Source organism: Caballeronia sp. J97, assembly GCF_905220305.1.
Taxonomy (GTDB): Bacteria; Pseudomonadota; Gammaproteobacteria; order Burkholderiales; family Burkholderiaceae; genus Caballeronia.
Genome location: NZ_CAJMZL010000015.1, coordinates 26535 through 41721, shown reverse-complemented (window position 1 = coordinate 41721; position 15187 = coordinate 26535). Strand labels below are relative to the sequence as shown.

At 64.0% G+C, this 15187-nt stretch carries 14 protein-coding genes; 11 read left to right on the top strand and 3 right to left on the bottom strand.

The annotated features are described in order from the left end of the window. Positions 1–260: 260 nt before the first annotated feature. A complete protein-coding gene (locus U4Y90_RS19720; RefSeq protein WP_321796976.1) occupies positions 261–1235 on the top strand; it encodes a glycosyltransferase family 9 protein in 975 nt (324 codons plus the stop codon). A gap of 10 nt (positions 1236–1245) precedes the next feature. Here U4Y90_RS19720 and U4Y90_RS19715 read toward each other — a convergent pair whose 3' ends face one another. Continuing rightward, complete coding sequence (locus U4Y90_RS19715; RefSeq protein ID WP_321796975.1) at positions 1246–2232, bottom strand: glycosyltransferase; 987 nt, start codon at positions 2230–2232, stop codon at positions 1246–1248. A gap of 46 nt (positions 2233–2278) precedes the next feature. Then, on the bottom strand, positions 2279–3253 hold the full coding sequence (locus tag U4Y90_RS19710) for an NADPH:quinone oxidoreductase family protein (RefSeq protein WP_321796974.1): 975 nt from the start codon (positions 3251–3253) through the stop codon (positions 2279–2281). Between the two features lie 113 nt (positions 3254–3366). Between U4Y90_RS19710 and surE the strand changes: the two genes are divergently transcribed. The 6 genes from surE (at position 3367) to rlmD (ending at position 9585) form a co-directional block, all read left to right on the top strand. Beyond that, positions 3367–4125 carry a 5'/3'-nucleotidase SurE gene (gene surE / locus U4Y90_RS19705; RefSeq protein ID WP_321796973.1) on the top strand — a complete coding sequence of 253 codons (759 nt, stop codon included), beginning with the start codon at positions 3367–3369 and terminating at the stop codon, positions 4123–4125. Beyond that, positions 4122–5204, top strand: coding sequence for a protein-L-isoaspartate(D-aspartate) O-methyltransferase (locus U4Y90_RS19700; protein WP_321796972.1), 1083 nt, complete (start codon positions 4122–4124; stop codon positions 5202–5204). Before surE ends, U4Y90_RS19700 begins: the two co-directional genes overlap by 4 nt. Positions 5205–5209: 5 nt before the next feature. Beyond that, complete coding sequence (locus tag U4Y90_RS19695; protein WP_321797157.1) at positions 5210–6166, top strand: peptidoglycan DD-metalloendopeptidase family protein; 957 nt, start codon at positions 5210–5212, stop codon at positions 6164–6166. 12 nt (positions 6167–6178) lie between these two features. Further along, complete coding sequence (gene rpoS, locus U4Y90_RS19690) at positions 6179–7276, top strand: RNA polymerase sigma factor RpoS (protein WP_321796971.1); 1098 nt, start codon at positions 6179–6181, stop codon at positions 7274–7276. 48 nt (positions 7277–7324) lie between these two features. Beyond that, complete coding sequence (locus tag U4Y90_RS19685) at positions 7325–8101, top strand: 3'-5' exonuclease (protein ID WP_321796970.1); 777 nt, start codon at positions 7325–7327, stop codon at positions 8099–8101. Between the two features lie 68 nt (positions 8102–8169). Beyond that, a complete protein-coding gene (gene rlmD, locus U4Y90_RS19680) occupies positions 8170–9585 on the top strand; it encodes a 23S rRNA (uracil(1939)-C(5))-methyltransferase RlmD (RefSeq protein ID WP_321796969.1) in 1416 nt (471 codons plus the stop codon). 78 nt (positions 9586–9663) lie between these two features. Here the strand turns inward: rlmD and U4Y90_RS19675 are convergent, their stop codons facing one another. After that, a complete protein-coding gene (locus tag U4Y90_RS19675) occupies positions 9664–10362 on the bottom strand; it encodes a Bax inhibitor-1/YccA family protein (protein ID WP_321796968.1) in 699 nt (232 codons plus the stop codon). 338 nt (positions 10363–10700) lie between these two features. Between U4Y90_RS19675 and ndk the strand changes: the two genes are divergently transcribed. The 4 genes from ndk (at position 10701) to ispG (ending at position 15183) form a co-directional block, all read left to right on the top strand. Continuing rightward, positions 10701–11126, top strand: coding sequence for a nucleoside-diphosphate kinase (ndk, locus tag U4Y90_RS19670; protein ID WP_008349368.1), 426 nt, complete (start codon positions 10701–10703; stop codon positions 11124–11126). Between the two features lie 147 nt (positions 11127–11273). Then, positions 11274–12416 (top strand): 23S rRNA (adenine(2503)-C(2))-methyltransferase RlmN, encoded by a 1143-nt coding sequence (gene rlmN / locus U4Y90_RS19665; protein WP_321797156.1) that lies wholly within the window; start codon positions 11274–11276, stop codon positions 12414–12416. A gap of 184 nt (positions 12417–12600) precedes the next feature. After that, positions 12601–13722, top strand: a complete 1122-nt coding sequence (locus U4Y90_RS19660; RefSeq protein WP_321796967.1) for a RodZ domain-containing protein — start codon at positions 12601–12603, stop codon at positions 13720–13722. A gap of 132 nt (positions 13723–13854) precedes the next feature. Beyond that, positions 13855–15183, top strand: coding sequence for a flavodoxin-dependent (E)-4-hydroxy-3-methylbut-2-enyl-diphosphate synthase (gene ispG, locus U4Y90_RS19655; protein WP_321796966.1), 1329 nt, complete (start codon positions 13855–13857; stop codon positions 15181–15183). Positions 15184–15187 lie beyond the last annotated feature (4 nt).

The following is a 15187-nucleotide window of genomic DNA, read 5'->3' as shown; positions in this document are numbered from 1 at the left end:
GTGAAGCGCGCACGGCAACACGCCGTAAAACGTGCCGGACCGTTTTCGGAGTATCCGTTCTGGCACGATACGGCTGACATCGCTATCATGCTGCCCTAAACAGGTGTATTACGGTGAATCGCTGCGCAAGGGCCGTCTTCATTCGGGGTGAATGGGCGCCAAGGCACATCGAATCGTGACGAAAGTCGGCGACACTCTGTTTCGGGCGCCATGCGCGGTTTCTGCGCGGCATCCGTCCACGCGATTCCGCGAGACCAAGAATGAAACTGCGAACTGACGGTTCGATTGCGGTGGTTCTGCCATCGCCGATCGGTGACAGCCTCATCGGGCTCGTCCTCGTCGACAATCTCATCCGCAACGGCTATCGCCCCGTCGTGTTCGGCTGGGTCGCGGAGCAGCTCGCCGAATGGTTTCCGCGTGTGACAGTGGGACGTGCCGACGCCTGTCAGGGCGCTTTCGACACCGTGATCGAGCTTCGTCCGACCGACTACGCGTCGACGCTGAGCCGCTCGGGCAAAACGATTTGTCTCGCGACGTTGCCGGAATACGGCGGCTCGAAACACATGGTGGACCGTATCGTCGACATTGCGACGAACGTGCTGGGCCTCTCCGACGTGACCCGTGCGAACGGTCTCGTCGTCCCGGCCGGCGTCATGCGAGGGCGTTTCGCCAATCGCGTCGTCATTCATCCGACGGGCAGCCATCCCGAGAAAATGTGGGGCCGCGAGAAATTTCTCGCCCTTTCGCGTGTGCTCGACCGCGGTCGATTGCAGGCGAGCTTTCTCGTTGCACCGGAGGAGTTGGGCGTCTGGCGCGATATCGCTCAGGAAGGATGCGAAGTCAACGCGCTGCCACAACTGAGCGATGTCGCGACCTGGATCGCCGAGTCGTCCTGGTTCATCGGCAACGATTCCGGTCTCGGGCATCTCGCATCTTGCATCGGCGTGCCCACGCTCTCACTGTTCATGCGCCAGGGCCTTGCACGCTCGTGGCGTCCCGGCTGGGGGCCGGGCGCGGTCGTGTTGCCGCCATCCTTCCTGCCGTTCGGCAAACTTCGCGAACGCTTGTGGCAACGCCTGCTCACGGTGCGGCGCGTGATGTCCGCGTTCCAGACCTTGCATGGCAAGCATGCGCGCGCACCGCAGCACTACGCGCCAGCCGATTTCGTCGATGCCAAATCGGCGCAGTCGACGCGCATCGGCATGCTGCCCGGCGCGCAGTCGCGGCGCTTCTGATCGGGCGTCTCTACGCCGCGCAGCGGGAATAGAAGCGCCAGCAGCGCAGCGCGCGCCACACTTCGCTTGCGTTGGTCGCGCCCTTCAGCATCGCGCGGAGATAGCCCGACTGCAGGAACTGCCGCGCAAAAGGCCTGCGCAGCGCGTCGTCGCTCAGGCGTTTTCTGAGCACATGCAGCAGATGACCACTCTCGCGGTTGGCCTGGCGCAGCAGAATCCGGCTCAGGCGTCGGTTGGCGCGCGGGTCGAGCGCGGCGGTCACGAGCGCGTCGATCACGCGGAGGTAACCCGCGGCGCGACGCGCGACGGCATCCGGCGAAAGCGAGTTCGTGATCGATCCCGGATTGCGCCGATAGCCGTAGAACGGCTCGTGCACGAAACCGACACGCTGCGCGCGAAGCCCGACCTGCAACGTCCAGATGATGTCCTCGTGCACGACGCCTTCCTCGAACCGCAGCCCGTGTCTCGAGACGAAATCGCGTCGTACGCACTGAAGCCATACGCAGACGACCCAGTCGTCGTTCGGCACGGTTCGCTCGAACCACGTCGCGCCGCTGCAGACCTCGCCCCACGGCTGACCGTCGTACATCGGCTGCGGATCGGCGGGCGGCGGCAGCGCGTCGAAGGTGAATCCGTTGCCGATCACGACATCGAGATCGTGCTGGCGGCCGTGCTCGATCCAGGTGCGCAATGCGCCCGGCTTCATCCAGTCGTCGCCGTCGGCGAACGCGATCCACTCGCCGCGCGCGAGCGTCAGTCCGGCATTGCGCGCCGCCGATACGCCGCGATTGGCCTGCGCCACGACGCGGATGCGTGCATCGCGTGCCGCCAGCGATTCGAGCACGGCGAGACTGCTGTCGGTCGCGCCGTCGCAGATCGCGATGACTTCGAGATCGACGCCGTCCTGATCGAGCACCGAGCACAGCAGCACTTCGAGCCACGCCTCGCAGTTGTAGACCGGCACGATGACGCTGGCGTCGGGACGTTTGCTCGTCATGTCGCTTCCGATGAATTCGAAAGGCTGCGATGGTAGCAGCAACGCGTCACGGCTCGATCACGATCTTGCCGGTCACGCGGCGATTCATCATGTCGTCGAGCGCGCGCGGCGTTTCATCGAGCGAATAACGTTGGGTGATCACCGGACGCAGCTTGCCGGCCTTGATCCAGTCGACCATCGTCGCGAATTCTTTATCGGCGAGCGCGTGCTCGCGTTGCATGTGGCCGCCCCAGAACACGCCGACGATGCTCGCGCCTTTCAATAGCGCGAGATTGAGCGGCAGCCTCGGAATTTCGCCGTTCGCGAATCCGACCACGAGATACCGGCCGCGCCATCCGATGCTGCGAAACGCGGGCTCCGCATAGGTGCCGCCGACGGGATCGAAGACGACATCCGGCCCGTTGCCGGCGGTCAGCGCCTTGACGCGCTCGCGCAAATCTTCGCTTGTATAGTCGATGACCTCATCTGCGCCATGCTCGCGACAGAACGAGAGCTTCTCCGGGCTCGATGCCGCGGCGATCACGCGCGCGCCGATGAGCTTGCCGATCTGGATCGCCGCGATGCCGACGCCACCCGCCGCGCCGAGAACGAGCAGCGTATTTCCGGCCACGAGCTCGCCGCGATCGACGAGCGCGTGATACGACGTGCCGTAGGCGAGCGTGAACGCGGCGGCATCGGCGAGATCGACGTCATCGGGCAGCACGATGCAATCCTCCGCCTTCGCGCGCGCCTGTTCCGCGAACGCGCCTTGCGCGGTATAGGCGGCCACCCGCATGCCGGGCGACAGACGCGCGACACCCGCGCCGACTTCGCGCACGATGCCCGCGAACTCCGCGCCCGGCGTGAACGGCAACGGCGGCTTGAACTGGTATTTGTTCTGGATGATGAGCACGTCGGGAAAGTTCACGCTCGCCGCCTTCACGTCGATGACGACTTCGCCCGCTTCCGGGTGCAGGTCGGGCAGCGTTTCGATCGAAAGGGTATCGGGCAATCCGTGTTCGTTGCATCGTACGGCGCGCATATCGTCTCCTTGTCCGCCTGTTCGGGAATGGCCCCAGTGTATAGGGCAGGGACGCCGCCGCAAGCGAGCCTGCGAGTCGTCGTCGCGCCACTTTCCTCGGTTACAATCGTCGGATGCGAATCCTACTCAGCAACGACGACGGTTATCTGGCGCGCGGCATCAACGTGCTGCACGATGTCCTGCAGCCGCTCGGCGAAGTAACGGTGATGGCGCCCGAGCAGAACTGCAGCGGCTCGTCCAACTCGCTTACGCTGTCGCGACCCTTGAGCGTTCATCAAGCGCCGAATGGTTTCAACTTCGTGAACGGCACGCCGACCGATTCCGTGCACATCGCGCTCACCGGCATGCTCGAGCATCAGCCGGATCTCGTGGTGTCGGGTATCAACAACGGGCAGAACGTCGGCGAGGACACGCTGTACTCCGGCACGGTGGCCGCCGCGACCGAAGGCTTCATGTTCGGCATTCCGGCGATCGCGTTCTCGCTCGTCGGCCGCGACTGGCTTCATCTCGACGACGCCGCGCGCGTCGCCGCCGAGATCGTCGCGCATTTCCTCGAACATCCGATGCCGGGCCATCCGTTGCTGAACGTGAACATCCCGAGCCTGCCTTACGATCAACTGCGCGAATGGAAAGTGACGCGGCTCGGCAAGCGTCATCCATCGCAGCCCGTGATCCGACAGACCGATCCGCGCGGCAATCCGATTTACTGGATCGGTCCGTCCGGCGATGCGCTCGACGCGAGCGAAGGCACGGATTTTCACGCGGTCGCGAACGGCTTCGTATCGATCACGCCGCTGCAGCTCGACCTCACGCATACCAAGCTCATGGCCGAGACGCGCGAATGGGCGAGCGCCGGGAGCCGCCGCACATGAGCGACGAGCGCGCCAAGCGCTTTCCGCTGGCGCTCGCGGATCTGGTTCGCGAGCCGCGCAAACCCGCGACGCGCACGCAGGATCTGCGCGGCAAGCAAGCGGCCGCCGCTTCAGCGCTCAAGTCGACGCCCGCGCTGCCGGCCAAGACGGCTCCGTCGCGCGCGGCGAACGCGCCGATGAAGAATCCCGCGACGGCGGCTGCGTCCGCGAAACCGGCCACCTCCGTATTTCCCGCGCGTTCCGGCGCGAAGACCGCAATTGGCACGGCGAAACCGGTTCCGCCGGCGAGCAAGAGCGCCGCACTGCCACATCATTCGGCGCACTCGCCGCGCGCGAACGCATTGCGCCCGGCGGCGCGGTCCGCCGAGCGCGACCTGAACGCTGCGACCGCGACAAAAAAAGGCGCGCCGAACGTCGCGCTCGCGAGCACGCAGACGCTCACGTCGGAACGGGTGCGCGAGCGCATGGTCGAACGGCTGCGCTCGAACGGCGTGACCGATCCGCGCGTGCTGAACGCGATGTCCGTTGTGCCGCGCCACATGTTCGTCGATCCGGGGCTCGCCGCGCAGGCTTACGAAGACGCCGCGCTGCCGATCGGCCATCACCAGACCATCTCGAAGCCGTCCGTCGTCGCGCGCATGATCGAGCTGGTCGCGACGGGGCGTGCATTGAACAAGGTGCTGGAGATCGGCACCGGCTGCGGCTATCAGGCGGCGGTGCTGTCGCAAGTCGCCACTGAGGTTTATTCGATCGAACGCGTGCGGCCGCTGTCGGAGCGCGCGAAGCTCAATCTTCGGCCCTTGCGTGTGCCGAACATCCGTTTGCATTACGGCGATGGCCGCCTCGGCTTGCCCGCGGCCGCGCCGTTCGACGCGATCGTGATCGCGTGCGCGGGCCTCGACGTGCCGCAGGCTTTGCTCGATCAACTGGCGGTGGGCGGCAAGCTCGTCGCGCCGGTCGGATCGCAGGCCGCGCAATCGCAGGTGCTGACGCTCGTCACGCGCGTGTCGGCGACGCAATGGCGGGAAGAGCAGCTCGATCGCGTTTTCTTTGTACCCTTAAAATCCGGAGTGATTTGACACCGATGAGTATCCTGCGTGCTTTGCGAGAAGGAAGTGCGGACCAAGCCTTAAGCGCGGCGCAGCGCGGCGTGTGCGTGCTGGCGTTGTCCGCGCTGGCGGCGTGTTCGACGCGCATGGACATGGCGCCGGTCGTCGACAGAACGGGCGCGCCCATCAGCACGACAGCGGCGCAGACGCCGGACAACGGCCCGCCGCCACCGGGCTATTACCGTGTGAAGCCGGGCGACACCCTATATCGGATCGCACTGGAAAACGGTCAGAATTATCACGACATCGCGACGTGGAATAACCTGACCAACCCGAACCAGATCGAAGTCGGCCAGTTGATGCGCGTGGCGCCTCCGGGCGCGAACGTCGCGGCGGCGACGCCCGGTGTGGCGACCGCGCCGATCGTGGGCGGCGGCGTGCAGACGCAGCCGCTCAACGGCGCGAACGCCTACGCGACGCCGCAGCCGGGTGCGGCCGCGCAGCCGCCGTATTACGGTCCGAATTCAGGGATGGCGGGCACGGGCGCGGCGGCCGGAACGGCCGGCGCGGCGGCGGCCATGGCACCGGCGCCCGGCGCGGATGCGAACGCGACGGCGGCGGCTGCGCAGCCGGCGTTCATCTGGCCGGCGCGCGGCCCGATCATCGGCACGTTCGACGACGCGAAGAACAAGGGTTTGAATATTGGCGGTGCGGCGGGAGATGCGGTCAACGCGTCGGCGGATGGCCGAGTGGTTTACTCCGGAAATGGGCTGCGCGGCTACGGCAATCTCATTATCATCAAACACGACGCGACTTTTCTTACCGCGTATGCACATAACCGTGCTTTGATGGTAAAAGAAGGGGACGCGGTAACTAAAGGGCAGAAGATCGCTGAGATGGGGAACAGCGATTCGGACCGCGTGATGTTGCATTTCGAAGTTCGCCGGCAGGGAAAACCTGTTGACCCACTGAAGTATTTGCCGCCGCAATAAAGCGAAACCATCATGCCAAAAACGAAGCGCCGCCTGCCGCAAGCCGAGACTGAGACGATCAGCCGACCTTTGCAAGTGTCGGTGGAAGACGGTGCTTCGACTCAAGATGACGACATCGATAACGTCGATGTCGATGTCGACTCCGACGAAGAGGGCGGCAACCGGGCAAAAAGCAGCGACGAAGCGGGCGAAGGCGCGACCGATGCCGCACCGGACGCCGACGATTTCCGCTCGCTTTTGCAGGCCGAGCTCACGGCCGACACGATCCAGCATTACCTGAACCGCATCAGCGTGAAGCCGCTGCTCACCGTCGAGGAAGAGCAGCGCTATTCGCGGCTCGCGAAGGCGGGCGAGTTCGACGCGCGGCAGGTGATGATCGAGCGCAATCTGCGGCTCGTCGTCAGTATCGCGAAGGGTTATCTCAATCGCGGCGTGCCGCTGCTCGATCTGATCGAGGAAGGCAATCTCGGCCTCATGCACGCTATCGAGAAATTCGATCCGACGCGCGGCTTTCGTTTTTCGACCTATGCCACCTGGTGGATCCGCCAGAGCATCGAACGCGCGATCATGAATCAGGCGCGCACGGTGCGTCTGCCGGTGCACGTGATTCGCGAGCTGAACCAGGTGCTGCGCGCGAAGCGTCATCTGGAAAAAAATTCCGCCAATTCGACTGACAGCGTCGCGCCCGAGCGCCGCGACGCGAGCATCGACGATATCGCGTATCTCACCGGCAAGACGCCCGAGGAAGTCACCGACATTCTCGCGCTCAACGAACACACGGCTTCGCTCGACGCGCCGCTCGACCTCGATCCCGGCAGCAGCCTGCTGGACCTGCTTTCCGACGACCAGAGCCAGTCGCCCGACGCGGAAGTCCAGCATCGCGAGCTCGAATCGCTGACGCGGCTGTGGCTGTCGCGTCTGTCCGATAAACACCGGCACGTAATAGAACGGCGTTTCGGGCTGAACCATATCGAGCCCGCGACGCTCGAAGAGCTCGCCGACGAAATGGGCCTCACGCGCGAGCGTGTGCGCCAGATCCAGCAAGAGGCGCTCGTGCGGCTCAAGCGCTTTTTCGCATCCAACGGCGTTCGCAAGGACGCCGTGCTTTAACGCACTAGCGACGCCTTTCGAGTTCGGGGCGTCGCGCTTCAGGATTCAATGACACCGATTCTCGTTTTCGACATCGAGACCATCCCCGATGTCGACGGCATTCGCCGTCTCGAAGATTTGCCCGACGATCTTTCCGACCGGGAGGTCGCCGAACATGCGTTCGAAGCGCGCCGCGAGCGCGTCGGCAATGATTTCCTGCCGCATCATCTGCAGCGCGTTGCGGCGATTTCATGCGTGTTTCGCGACAATAACGGCTTTCGCGTGCGCTCGCTCGGCACGACGGCCGACGGCGAGGCCGCGCTCATCCAGTCGTTCTATCGCGTGATCGAGAAATACACGCCGCAACTCGTGTCGTGGAACGGCGGCGGCTTCGATCTGCCCGTGCTCCATTACCGCGCGCTCGTGCACGGCATAGCCGCGCCGCGCTACTGGGATCTCGGTCAGGACGACCGCGAGTTCAAGTTCAATAACTACATCAGCCGCTATCACATGCGGCACATCGATCTGATGGACGTGCTCGCGATGTATCAGGCGCGCGCCAACGCGCCGCTCGATGCGCTCGCGAAACTGTGCGGCTTTCCCGGCAAGCTCGGCATGGACGGCGGCAAGGTCTGGGAGGCGTATTGCGATGGCCACATCGAGGAAATCCGCAACTATTGCGAGACCGATGTCGTCAACACGTATCTGATGTACTGTCGTTTCCAGATGATGCGCGGCGGCTTCACACCCGACGAGTACGCGGACGAAATCAACTTCGTCAAGAACGCGCTCGCGCAGGAATCGTCGCCGCATTGGGCCGAGTATCTCGCGGCATTCGGGAACTAGGCACGGCGAAGCGGTGACGTTCGTCTACAATCTCGCCTTTGCCCATTCGTTAGCCAGGAAGTACGCAGGTGTCTGAAGCCGCTCGAAAAAACCAGCATCGCCGCCGCGCCGCGCCGGCGAAATTCGTCACGCCCGATCCCGACTTCGTCGCGCCCGAGCTCGAAATCGAGTCGCTCGACATGGAAGCGCGCGGCGTCGGCCGCACGGTCAACGAAGACGGCGAGCCGGGTAAGGTCATCTTCGTCGAAGGCGCGCTGCCGGGCGAACGAGTGAGCTATTCGAGCTTCCGGAAGAAGCCGAGCTTCGAGCAGGCGCAAGTGGTGAGCGTGCTGCGCGAGAGCGTGATCCGCGCGAAGCCGAAGTGCCAGTTTTTCGGCATCTGCGGCGGCTGCTCGATGCAGCATCTCGACGTGCGCGCGCAGATCGCGGTGAAGCAGCGCGTGCTCGAGGACAACCTGCAACATCTGTCGAAGCTGCGCGCGGAAGTCATGTTCCGGCCGATTCACGGGCCGTCGTGGGGATACCGCTATCGCGCGCGCCTGACCGTGCGGCACGTCGAAAAGAAGGGTGGCGTGCTGGTCGGCTTTCACGAGCGCAAGAGTAGCTACGTCGCCGACATGACGAGCTGCGAAGTGCTGCCGCCGCACGTTTCGGCGATGCTCGTGCCGCTGCGTCATCTGGTGGCGGCGCTTTCGATCCGCGATCGCATGCCGCAGATCGAGCTCGCGGTCGGGTCGGATGTGACAGCGCTCGTGTTGCGCATTCTCGAGCCGCTGACCGAAGCCGACGAAGCGCTCCTGCGCACCTTCGCCGACGAGCACGGCGTTCAATGGTGGCTCCAGCCGAAGGGCCCGGATACCGTCTATCCGTTCTATCCGCTCGATCGCGAGCTGGCTTACACGCTGCCGGAATTCAATATCCGCATGCCGTTCAAGCCTACCGATTTCACGCAGGTGAATCACCAGATCAATCGCGTGCTGGTGAGCCGGGCGCTCAGCCTGCTTGCGCCGAAGCAGTCGGAGCGCGTGCTCGACCTGTTCTGCGGTATCGGCAATTTCACGCTGCCTCTCGCGCGCGTGTCGCGCGAAGTCGTCGGAATCGAAGGCAGCGAGGCGCTGACGGCCCGCGCGCTGGAGAACGCGAAGGCCAACGGTGTGGACGGGCATACGTCGTTCGCGTGCCGAAATCTCTTCGAAGTGACCGCCGATGACCTGCGCGCGCTCGGCCACTTCGACAAGTTTCTCGTCGATCCGCCGCGCGAAGGCGCGCTTGCCGTGTCGAAGGCGCTCGCGGAGATCGCCCAGAGCGGCGACGGGCCGTTGCCGCAACGCATCGTCTATGTGTCGTGCAATCCGGCGACGCTCGCGCGTGATGCCGGCCTGCTCGTGCACGAGGCGGGTTACCGGATGAAGGGCGCAGGCGTGGTGAACATGTTCCCGCACACGTCGCACGTCGAATCGATTGCGTTGTTCGAGCGCGACTAGACGGGATACGGCAGTTTGAAGTCACAAAAAAAACCGGCCCTCGGGCCGGTTTTTCGTTTCCGCGGATTGAAACGTCGATCAGTTGCGGTTGCCGCCGAAAATGCCGAGCAACGCCAGCAGGTTCGTGAACACGTTGTACAGGTCGAGGTAGATCGCGAGCGTCGCGCTGATGTAGTTCGTCTCGCCGCCGTTCACCACGCGCTGTACGTCGAACAGCATGTACGCCGAGAAGATGACGATTGCGAGCACCGAGATGGTCATCATCAGCGCGGGCAGTTGCAGGAAGATGTTCGCGAACGCGGCCAGCAGAATGACGATCACGCCCATGAACAGGAACTTGCCGAGGCCCGAGAAATCACGCTTGCTGACGGTGGCGATGGTCGCCATGGCCGCGAAGATCACGCCCGTGCCGCCGAAGGCCATCATGATCAACTGAGGTCCGTTCGAGAAGCCGAGAATGAAACTCAGCAGGCGCGAGAGCATCAGGCCCATGAAGAACGTGAAGCCGAGCAGAACGACCACGCCCATGCCGCTGTTCTTGGTCTTTTCGATGGCGAACATGAAGCCGAATGCGATCGCGAGGAACGCGATGAAGCTCATCGCCGGGCTAGTGGCTGCGAACAGCGAAAAGCCCGTCGCGACGCCGACCCACGCGCCGAACACGGTCGGCACCATCGAGAGCGCGAGCAGCCAGTAGGTGTTGCGTAGCACGCGGTTGCGCGTCTCGACCGAGGTGACGCTGCCATTACGGCCAAAGCTGTAGGGTGATTCGTTCATGGTTTCTCCTTGCTCCAATTGTCTGTCGTTTGGTCTTCTCGCGACATCCGTCACATACGAATGATAAGGTGCGCCGACTTAAACCAGTATTAGGACCGCGCAGGTGCGTTCGCCGCCTCGCCCGGTCCCCGTTGCAACGCAGCGTTTTGCTCCAATATGGCCCCGGCGCGCGCCGAATTCAATAGTTCGAATGGCTGATTCGGCCGTCCAGAGGTTTCCGTCGTCGCATTGTTTGATTCTTACGGCGCCGTAAGGTTTCAATCGCAATCATACCTTGCTTCATGCTACAATTGTCGATTCGTTTTAATCCGTAAACCGTTCATTTTTTGGAGTTTTTCATGGCGATCGAACGCACCCTGTCGATTATCAAGCCGGACGCAGTGGCAAAGAACGTTATCGGCCAGATCTACAGCCGTTTCGAGAACGCGGGTCTGAAGATCATCGCGTCGCGCATGGTTCATCTGTCGCGCGCCGACGCGGAAAAGTTCTACGCCGTGCACGCTGCACGTCCGTTCTTCAAGGACCTCGTGGAATTCATGATCTCCGGTCCGGTGATGATCCAGGTGCTGGAAGGCGAAAACGCCATCCTGAAGAACCGCGACCTGATGGGCGCGACCGACCCGAAGAAGGCGGACAAGGGCACGATCCGCGCCGACTTCGCCGACAGCATCGATGCGAACGCGGTTCACGGTTCGGACGCGCCGGAAACGGCTGCGCAGGAAGTTGCGTTCTTCTTCCCGCAAGTGAACGTTTACTCGCGTTAATTTTCGCGTTGGTCGCCATGCTGGCCGTATGGTCAACATGGCATCGCGCCGCGACGCACAAGAAGTCGTAATAAAGCAGAAATTGGCGCGAACGGTCCCGGACTGCACATGTTCCGGGCTTCGCAATCTGAAATGGCACATCTCGACATGACGAGCAGCAGCACCGTCAATCTTCTCGATCTCGACGCCGCCGGGCTCACCGCGTATTGCGCGAGCCTGGGCGAAAAGCCGTTTCGCGCCAAGCAGTTGCAACGCTGGATCCATCAATACGGCGCCGACGATTTCGACGGCATGACGGATCTCGCGAAATCGCTTCGCGAAAAGCTCAAGGGCCGCGCCAACATGGCGATGCCCGACATCATCAGCGACCACGTTTCCGCCGACGGCACCCGCAAGTGGCTGATCGACGTCGGTAACGGCAACGCGGTCGAAACGGTGTTCATCCCCGAAGAGACGCGCGGCACGCTGTGCGTGTCGTCGCAGGCGGGCTGCGCGGTGAACTGCCGGTTTTGTTCCACCGGCAAGCAGGGCTTTTCCCGCAACCTCACCACGGGCGAGATCATCGGTCAGTTGCGCATGGCCGAGTTCGCGTTGCGCAAATCGCTCGGGCGCGAGGTCGGCGGGCCGGGCAAGGGCGAGCGTGTCGTCACGAACGTCGTGATGATGGGCATGGGCGAGCCGATGCTCAATTACGACGCCGTCGTGCCGGCCATGCGCCTTATGCTCGACGACAACGCCTATGGGCTGTCGCGCCGTCGCGTGACATTGTCCACCTCCGGCGTCGTGCCGATGATGGACCGCCTCGCCGCGGACCTACCGGTGGCGCTCGCCGTATCGCTGCACGCGCCGAACGATCCGCTGCGCGACATGTTGGTGCCGCTCAACAAGAAGTACCCGCTGCGCGAGTTGATGGCCGCGTGCCAGCGGTATCTGAAAGTCGCGCCGCGCGACTTCATCACGTTCGAATATTGCATGCTCGACGGCGTCAACGACACCGAAGACCACGCGCGCGAACTGCTCGCCGTGACGCGCGACGTGCCATGCAAGTTCAACCTCATTCCGTTCAATCCGTTTCCCGAATCGGGTTTGACGCGCTCGAAAAACGAGCAGATCAAGCGTTTCGCGCAGGTTCTGATCGACGCGGGTGTCGTCACTACCGTGCGCAAGACGCGCGGCGACGATATCGACGCCGCCTGTGGTCAACTCGCGGGCGCGGTGCAGGACCGCACGCGTCTTGCCGAGCGCATGGGCCGCGCGGGAAGCCGGACGATCGAGGTGCGGCCGGTCTGACGGGGCGTTCGAACGGGAAAATGCCGCAGCGGCAAGGCGCACAAAGCGTCTGGATGCGGTACTAAAAGCCGAACATTTTGTTATAAAGCGGTCTGCAATGGCGCCGGAGTTGTATCGTTCTCGTGGTTTTTCAACCGAACGACGTAACAGCGCTATATAAAAGAATCGATGCGAGGAATTTGGCATGAGTGAGCCGCAGCACCCGACGCCTTTCGGCAGTCATTCCGGTAACCGGTCCGGCGATCAGTACGACGGTCAGGCCGGCGCGGAAGGGGCGGCATCGAATGCGAGCCAGACGGGGTCACTGGACTCGATACAGGCGGTCGGCGCGCGTCTCGCTCAGCTCCGTCAGGCGAAAGCGTGGTCTATCGACGACGTTTCCGCGCGCCTGAAGGTTTCGCCGCCGAAACTGCTTGCGCTCGAAGCGGGCGATATCAGCCATTTGCCGGACCGCACGTTCGCTGCGGGCATCGTGCGCAGCTACGCGAAGATTTTAGGTGCCGATCCAGCCCCATTCACGCAGGCGTTTCGGCGCGGTGGCGGCGAGATCGAGCAAAATCTGAAGGTGCCGGCGTCGGCGGGGGCGGGTCTGCCGCGCGGACGCGTGTCGGTGCCGCTCGGCAATGCGTCGGGCCGCAAGCGTTCGTGGATGTGGGGTGTCCTGGCGGTCATCGTCGTGCTCGCGGCGCTCGTGATGTGGCACACCGGCGGCGATTCGAGCAACTGGCTCGCGCGCTTGAAAACGACGACGGGCATGGGCCTGTCGTCGATGTCGGCACCGGCATCGAACGAAGCGGCGGGCACGGCGTCGGCGCCTACGCCCGACGAGGCCGCCGCGGCGAATACCGGCGAAGCGTCGCTGCCGGAAGTGGCGGGCGCACCCGGCGAGCAGCCGATGCCGCGTCCGCTCGGCACTAGCGCACTGCCGGCTTCGTCGCCTGCGCTGTCCGCGATCCAGGGCGCGAGCGCACCGGTCGCGACAGCACCCGCCGCGGCGGCGAAGGCCGCGTCGGCTGCCACGACGGGGGCGGCATCCGCGCCGGCCGTCGCGGGCAGCGGGTCGAGCGCAATCGAGTTGAAAGTGAAGGAAGATAGCTGGTTCAGCGTGCGCGGCAAGGACGGCAAGGAACTCTATTCGGGCCTCGTCCATGCGGGCAACACGCAGCGCGTGGAAGGCGAGGCGCCGTTCAAGGTGACCGTCGGCAACGTGAAGGGCGTCGAGTCGTTGTCGGTCGACGACGAACCCGTCGATGCCAAGCGCTATTCATCCGCACGCGGAAACGTCGCGCGTCTCTCGCTGCCTTGAGTTTGCGAGATCGACGGGTCCCGCGCGACGGGCAAGTCGAGGGCGTCACGGTGCGAGCCGTGACGCCCGTTTGAGGTTCCACACACGCAACCCGGCGCCGGATCGGCGGCAAGGTTGCCAAAGGGTTTTTCGATGCAATCCGAAGCTCAATCCCTGATCAGCAGCAAGATTTGTTCGACCGAGCCGGTCTTCGGCGGTCCGTTGACGCGCCGTTCATCGCATGCCGTCGACGTGCGCTGGGGCGGCCAGCTCGTGACGATCGGCGGCGACGCGCCGGTGCGCGTGCAGTCGATGACCAACACCGACACCGCCGACGCGATCGGCACCGCCATCCAGATCAAGGAACTGGCGCAGGCGGGCTCCGAGCTCGTGCGCATCACGGTGAATACGCCGGAAGCGGCCGCAGCCGTGCCGCATATCCGCGAGCAGCTCGATCGCATGGGCGTGGCGGTGCCGCTCGTCGGCGACTTCCACTACAACGGCCATCTGCTGCTGCGCGACTATCCCGCGTGCGCCGAGACGCTGTCGAAGTACCGTATCAATCCCGGCAACGTCGGCCAGGGCGCAAAGCGCGACACGCAATTCGCGCAGATGATCGAAGCCGCGATCAAGTACGACAAGCCGGTGCGCATCGGCGTGAACTGGGGCAGTCTCGATCAGGATCTGCTCGCGCGCATGATGGACGAGAACGCCGCGCGATCGACGCCGTGGGAATTGCAGAGCGTCATGTACGAAGCGCTGATCCAGTCGGCGATCGGCTCGGCCGAGCGCGCCGTCGAGCTGGGTCTGGGCCGCGACAAGATCATCCTGTCGTGCAAGGTCAGCGGCGTGCAGGATCTGATCGCCGTGTACCGCGAACTCGCGAAGCGGTGCAGCTTCGCCCTGCACCTCGGCCTGACCGAAGCGGGCATGGGCTCGAAGGGCATCGTCGCGTCGACGGCGGCGCTTTCGGTGCTGCTGCAGGAAGGCATCGGCGACACCATTCGCATCTCGCTCACGCCGGAGCCGGGCGGCGCGCGCACCGGTGAAGTCGTCGTCGGCCAGGAAATCCTGCAGACGATGGGCCTGCGCTCCTTCACGCCGATGGTCATCGCGTGCCCTGGCTGCGGCCGCACGACGAGCACGCTGTTCCAGGAGCTCGCGTCGCAGATTCAGACGTACCTGCGCAGCTCGATGCCCGCATGGCGCGACCAGTACCCCGGCGTCGAGAAGATGCACGTCGCCGTGATGGGCTGCATCGTCAACGGACCGGGCGAATCGAAGCACGCGAACATCGGCATCAGCCTGCCGGGTTCGGGCGAGAATCCGGCCGCGCCCGTGTTCATCGACGGCGTGAAGGTGAAGACGCTGCGCGGCGAACGCATCGGCGAGGAATTCCAGCAAATCGTCAGCGACTATGTCGAGCGCACTTACGGGCAAGAAGCCGGCAAGCGTGAAGCGACGTCCACCGCAACCCTTTGAAGAC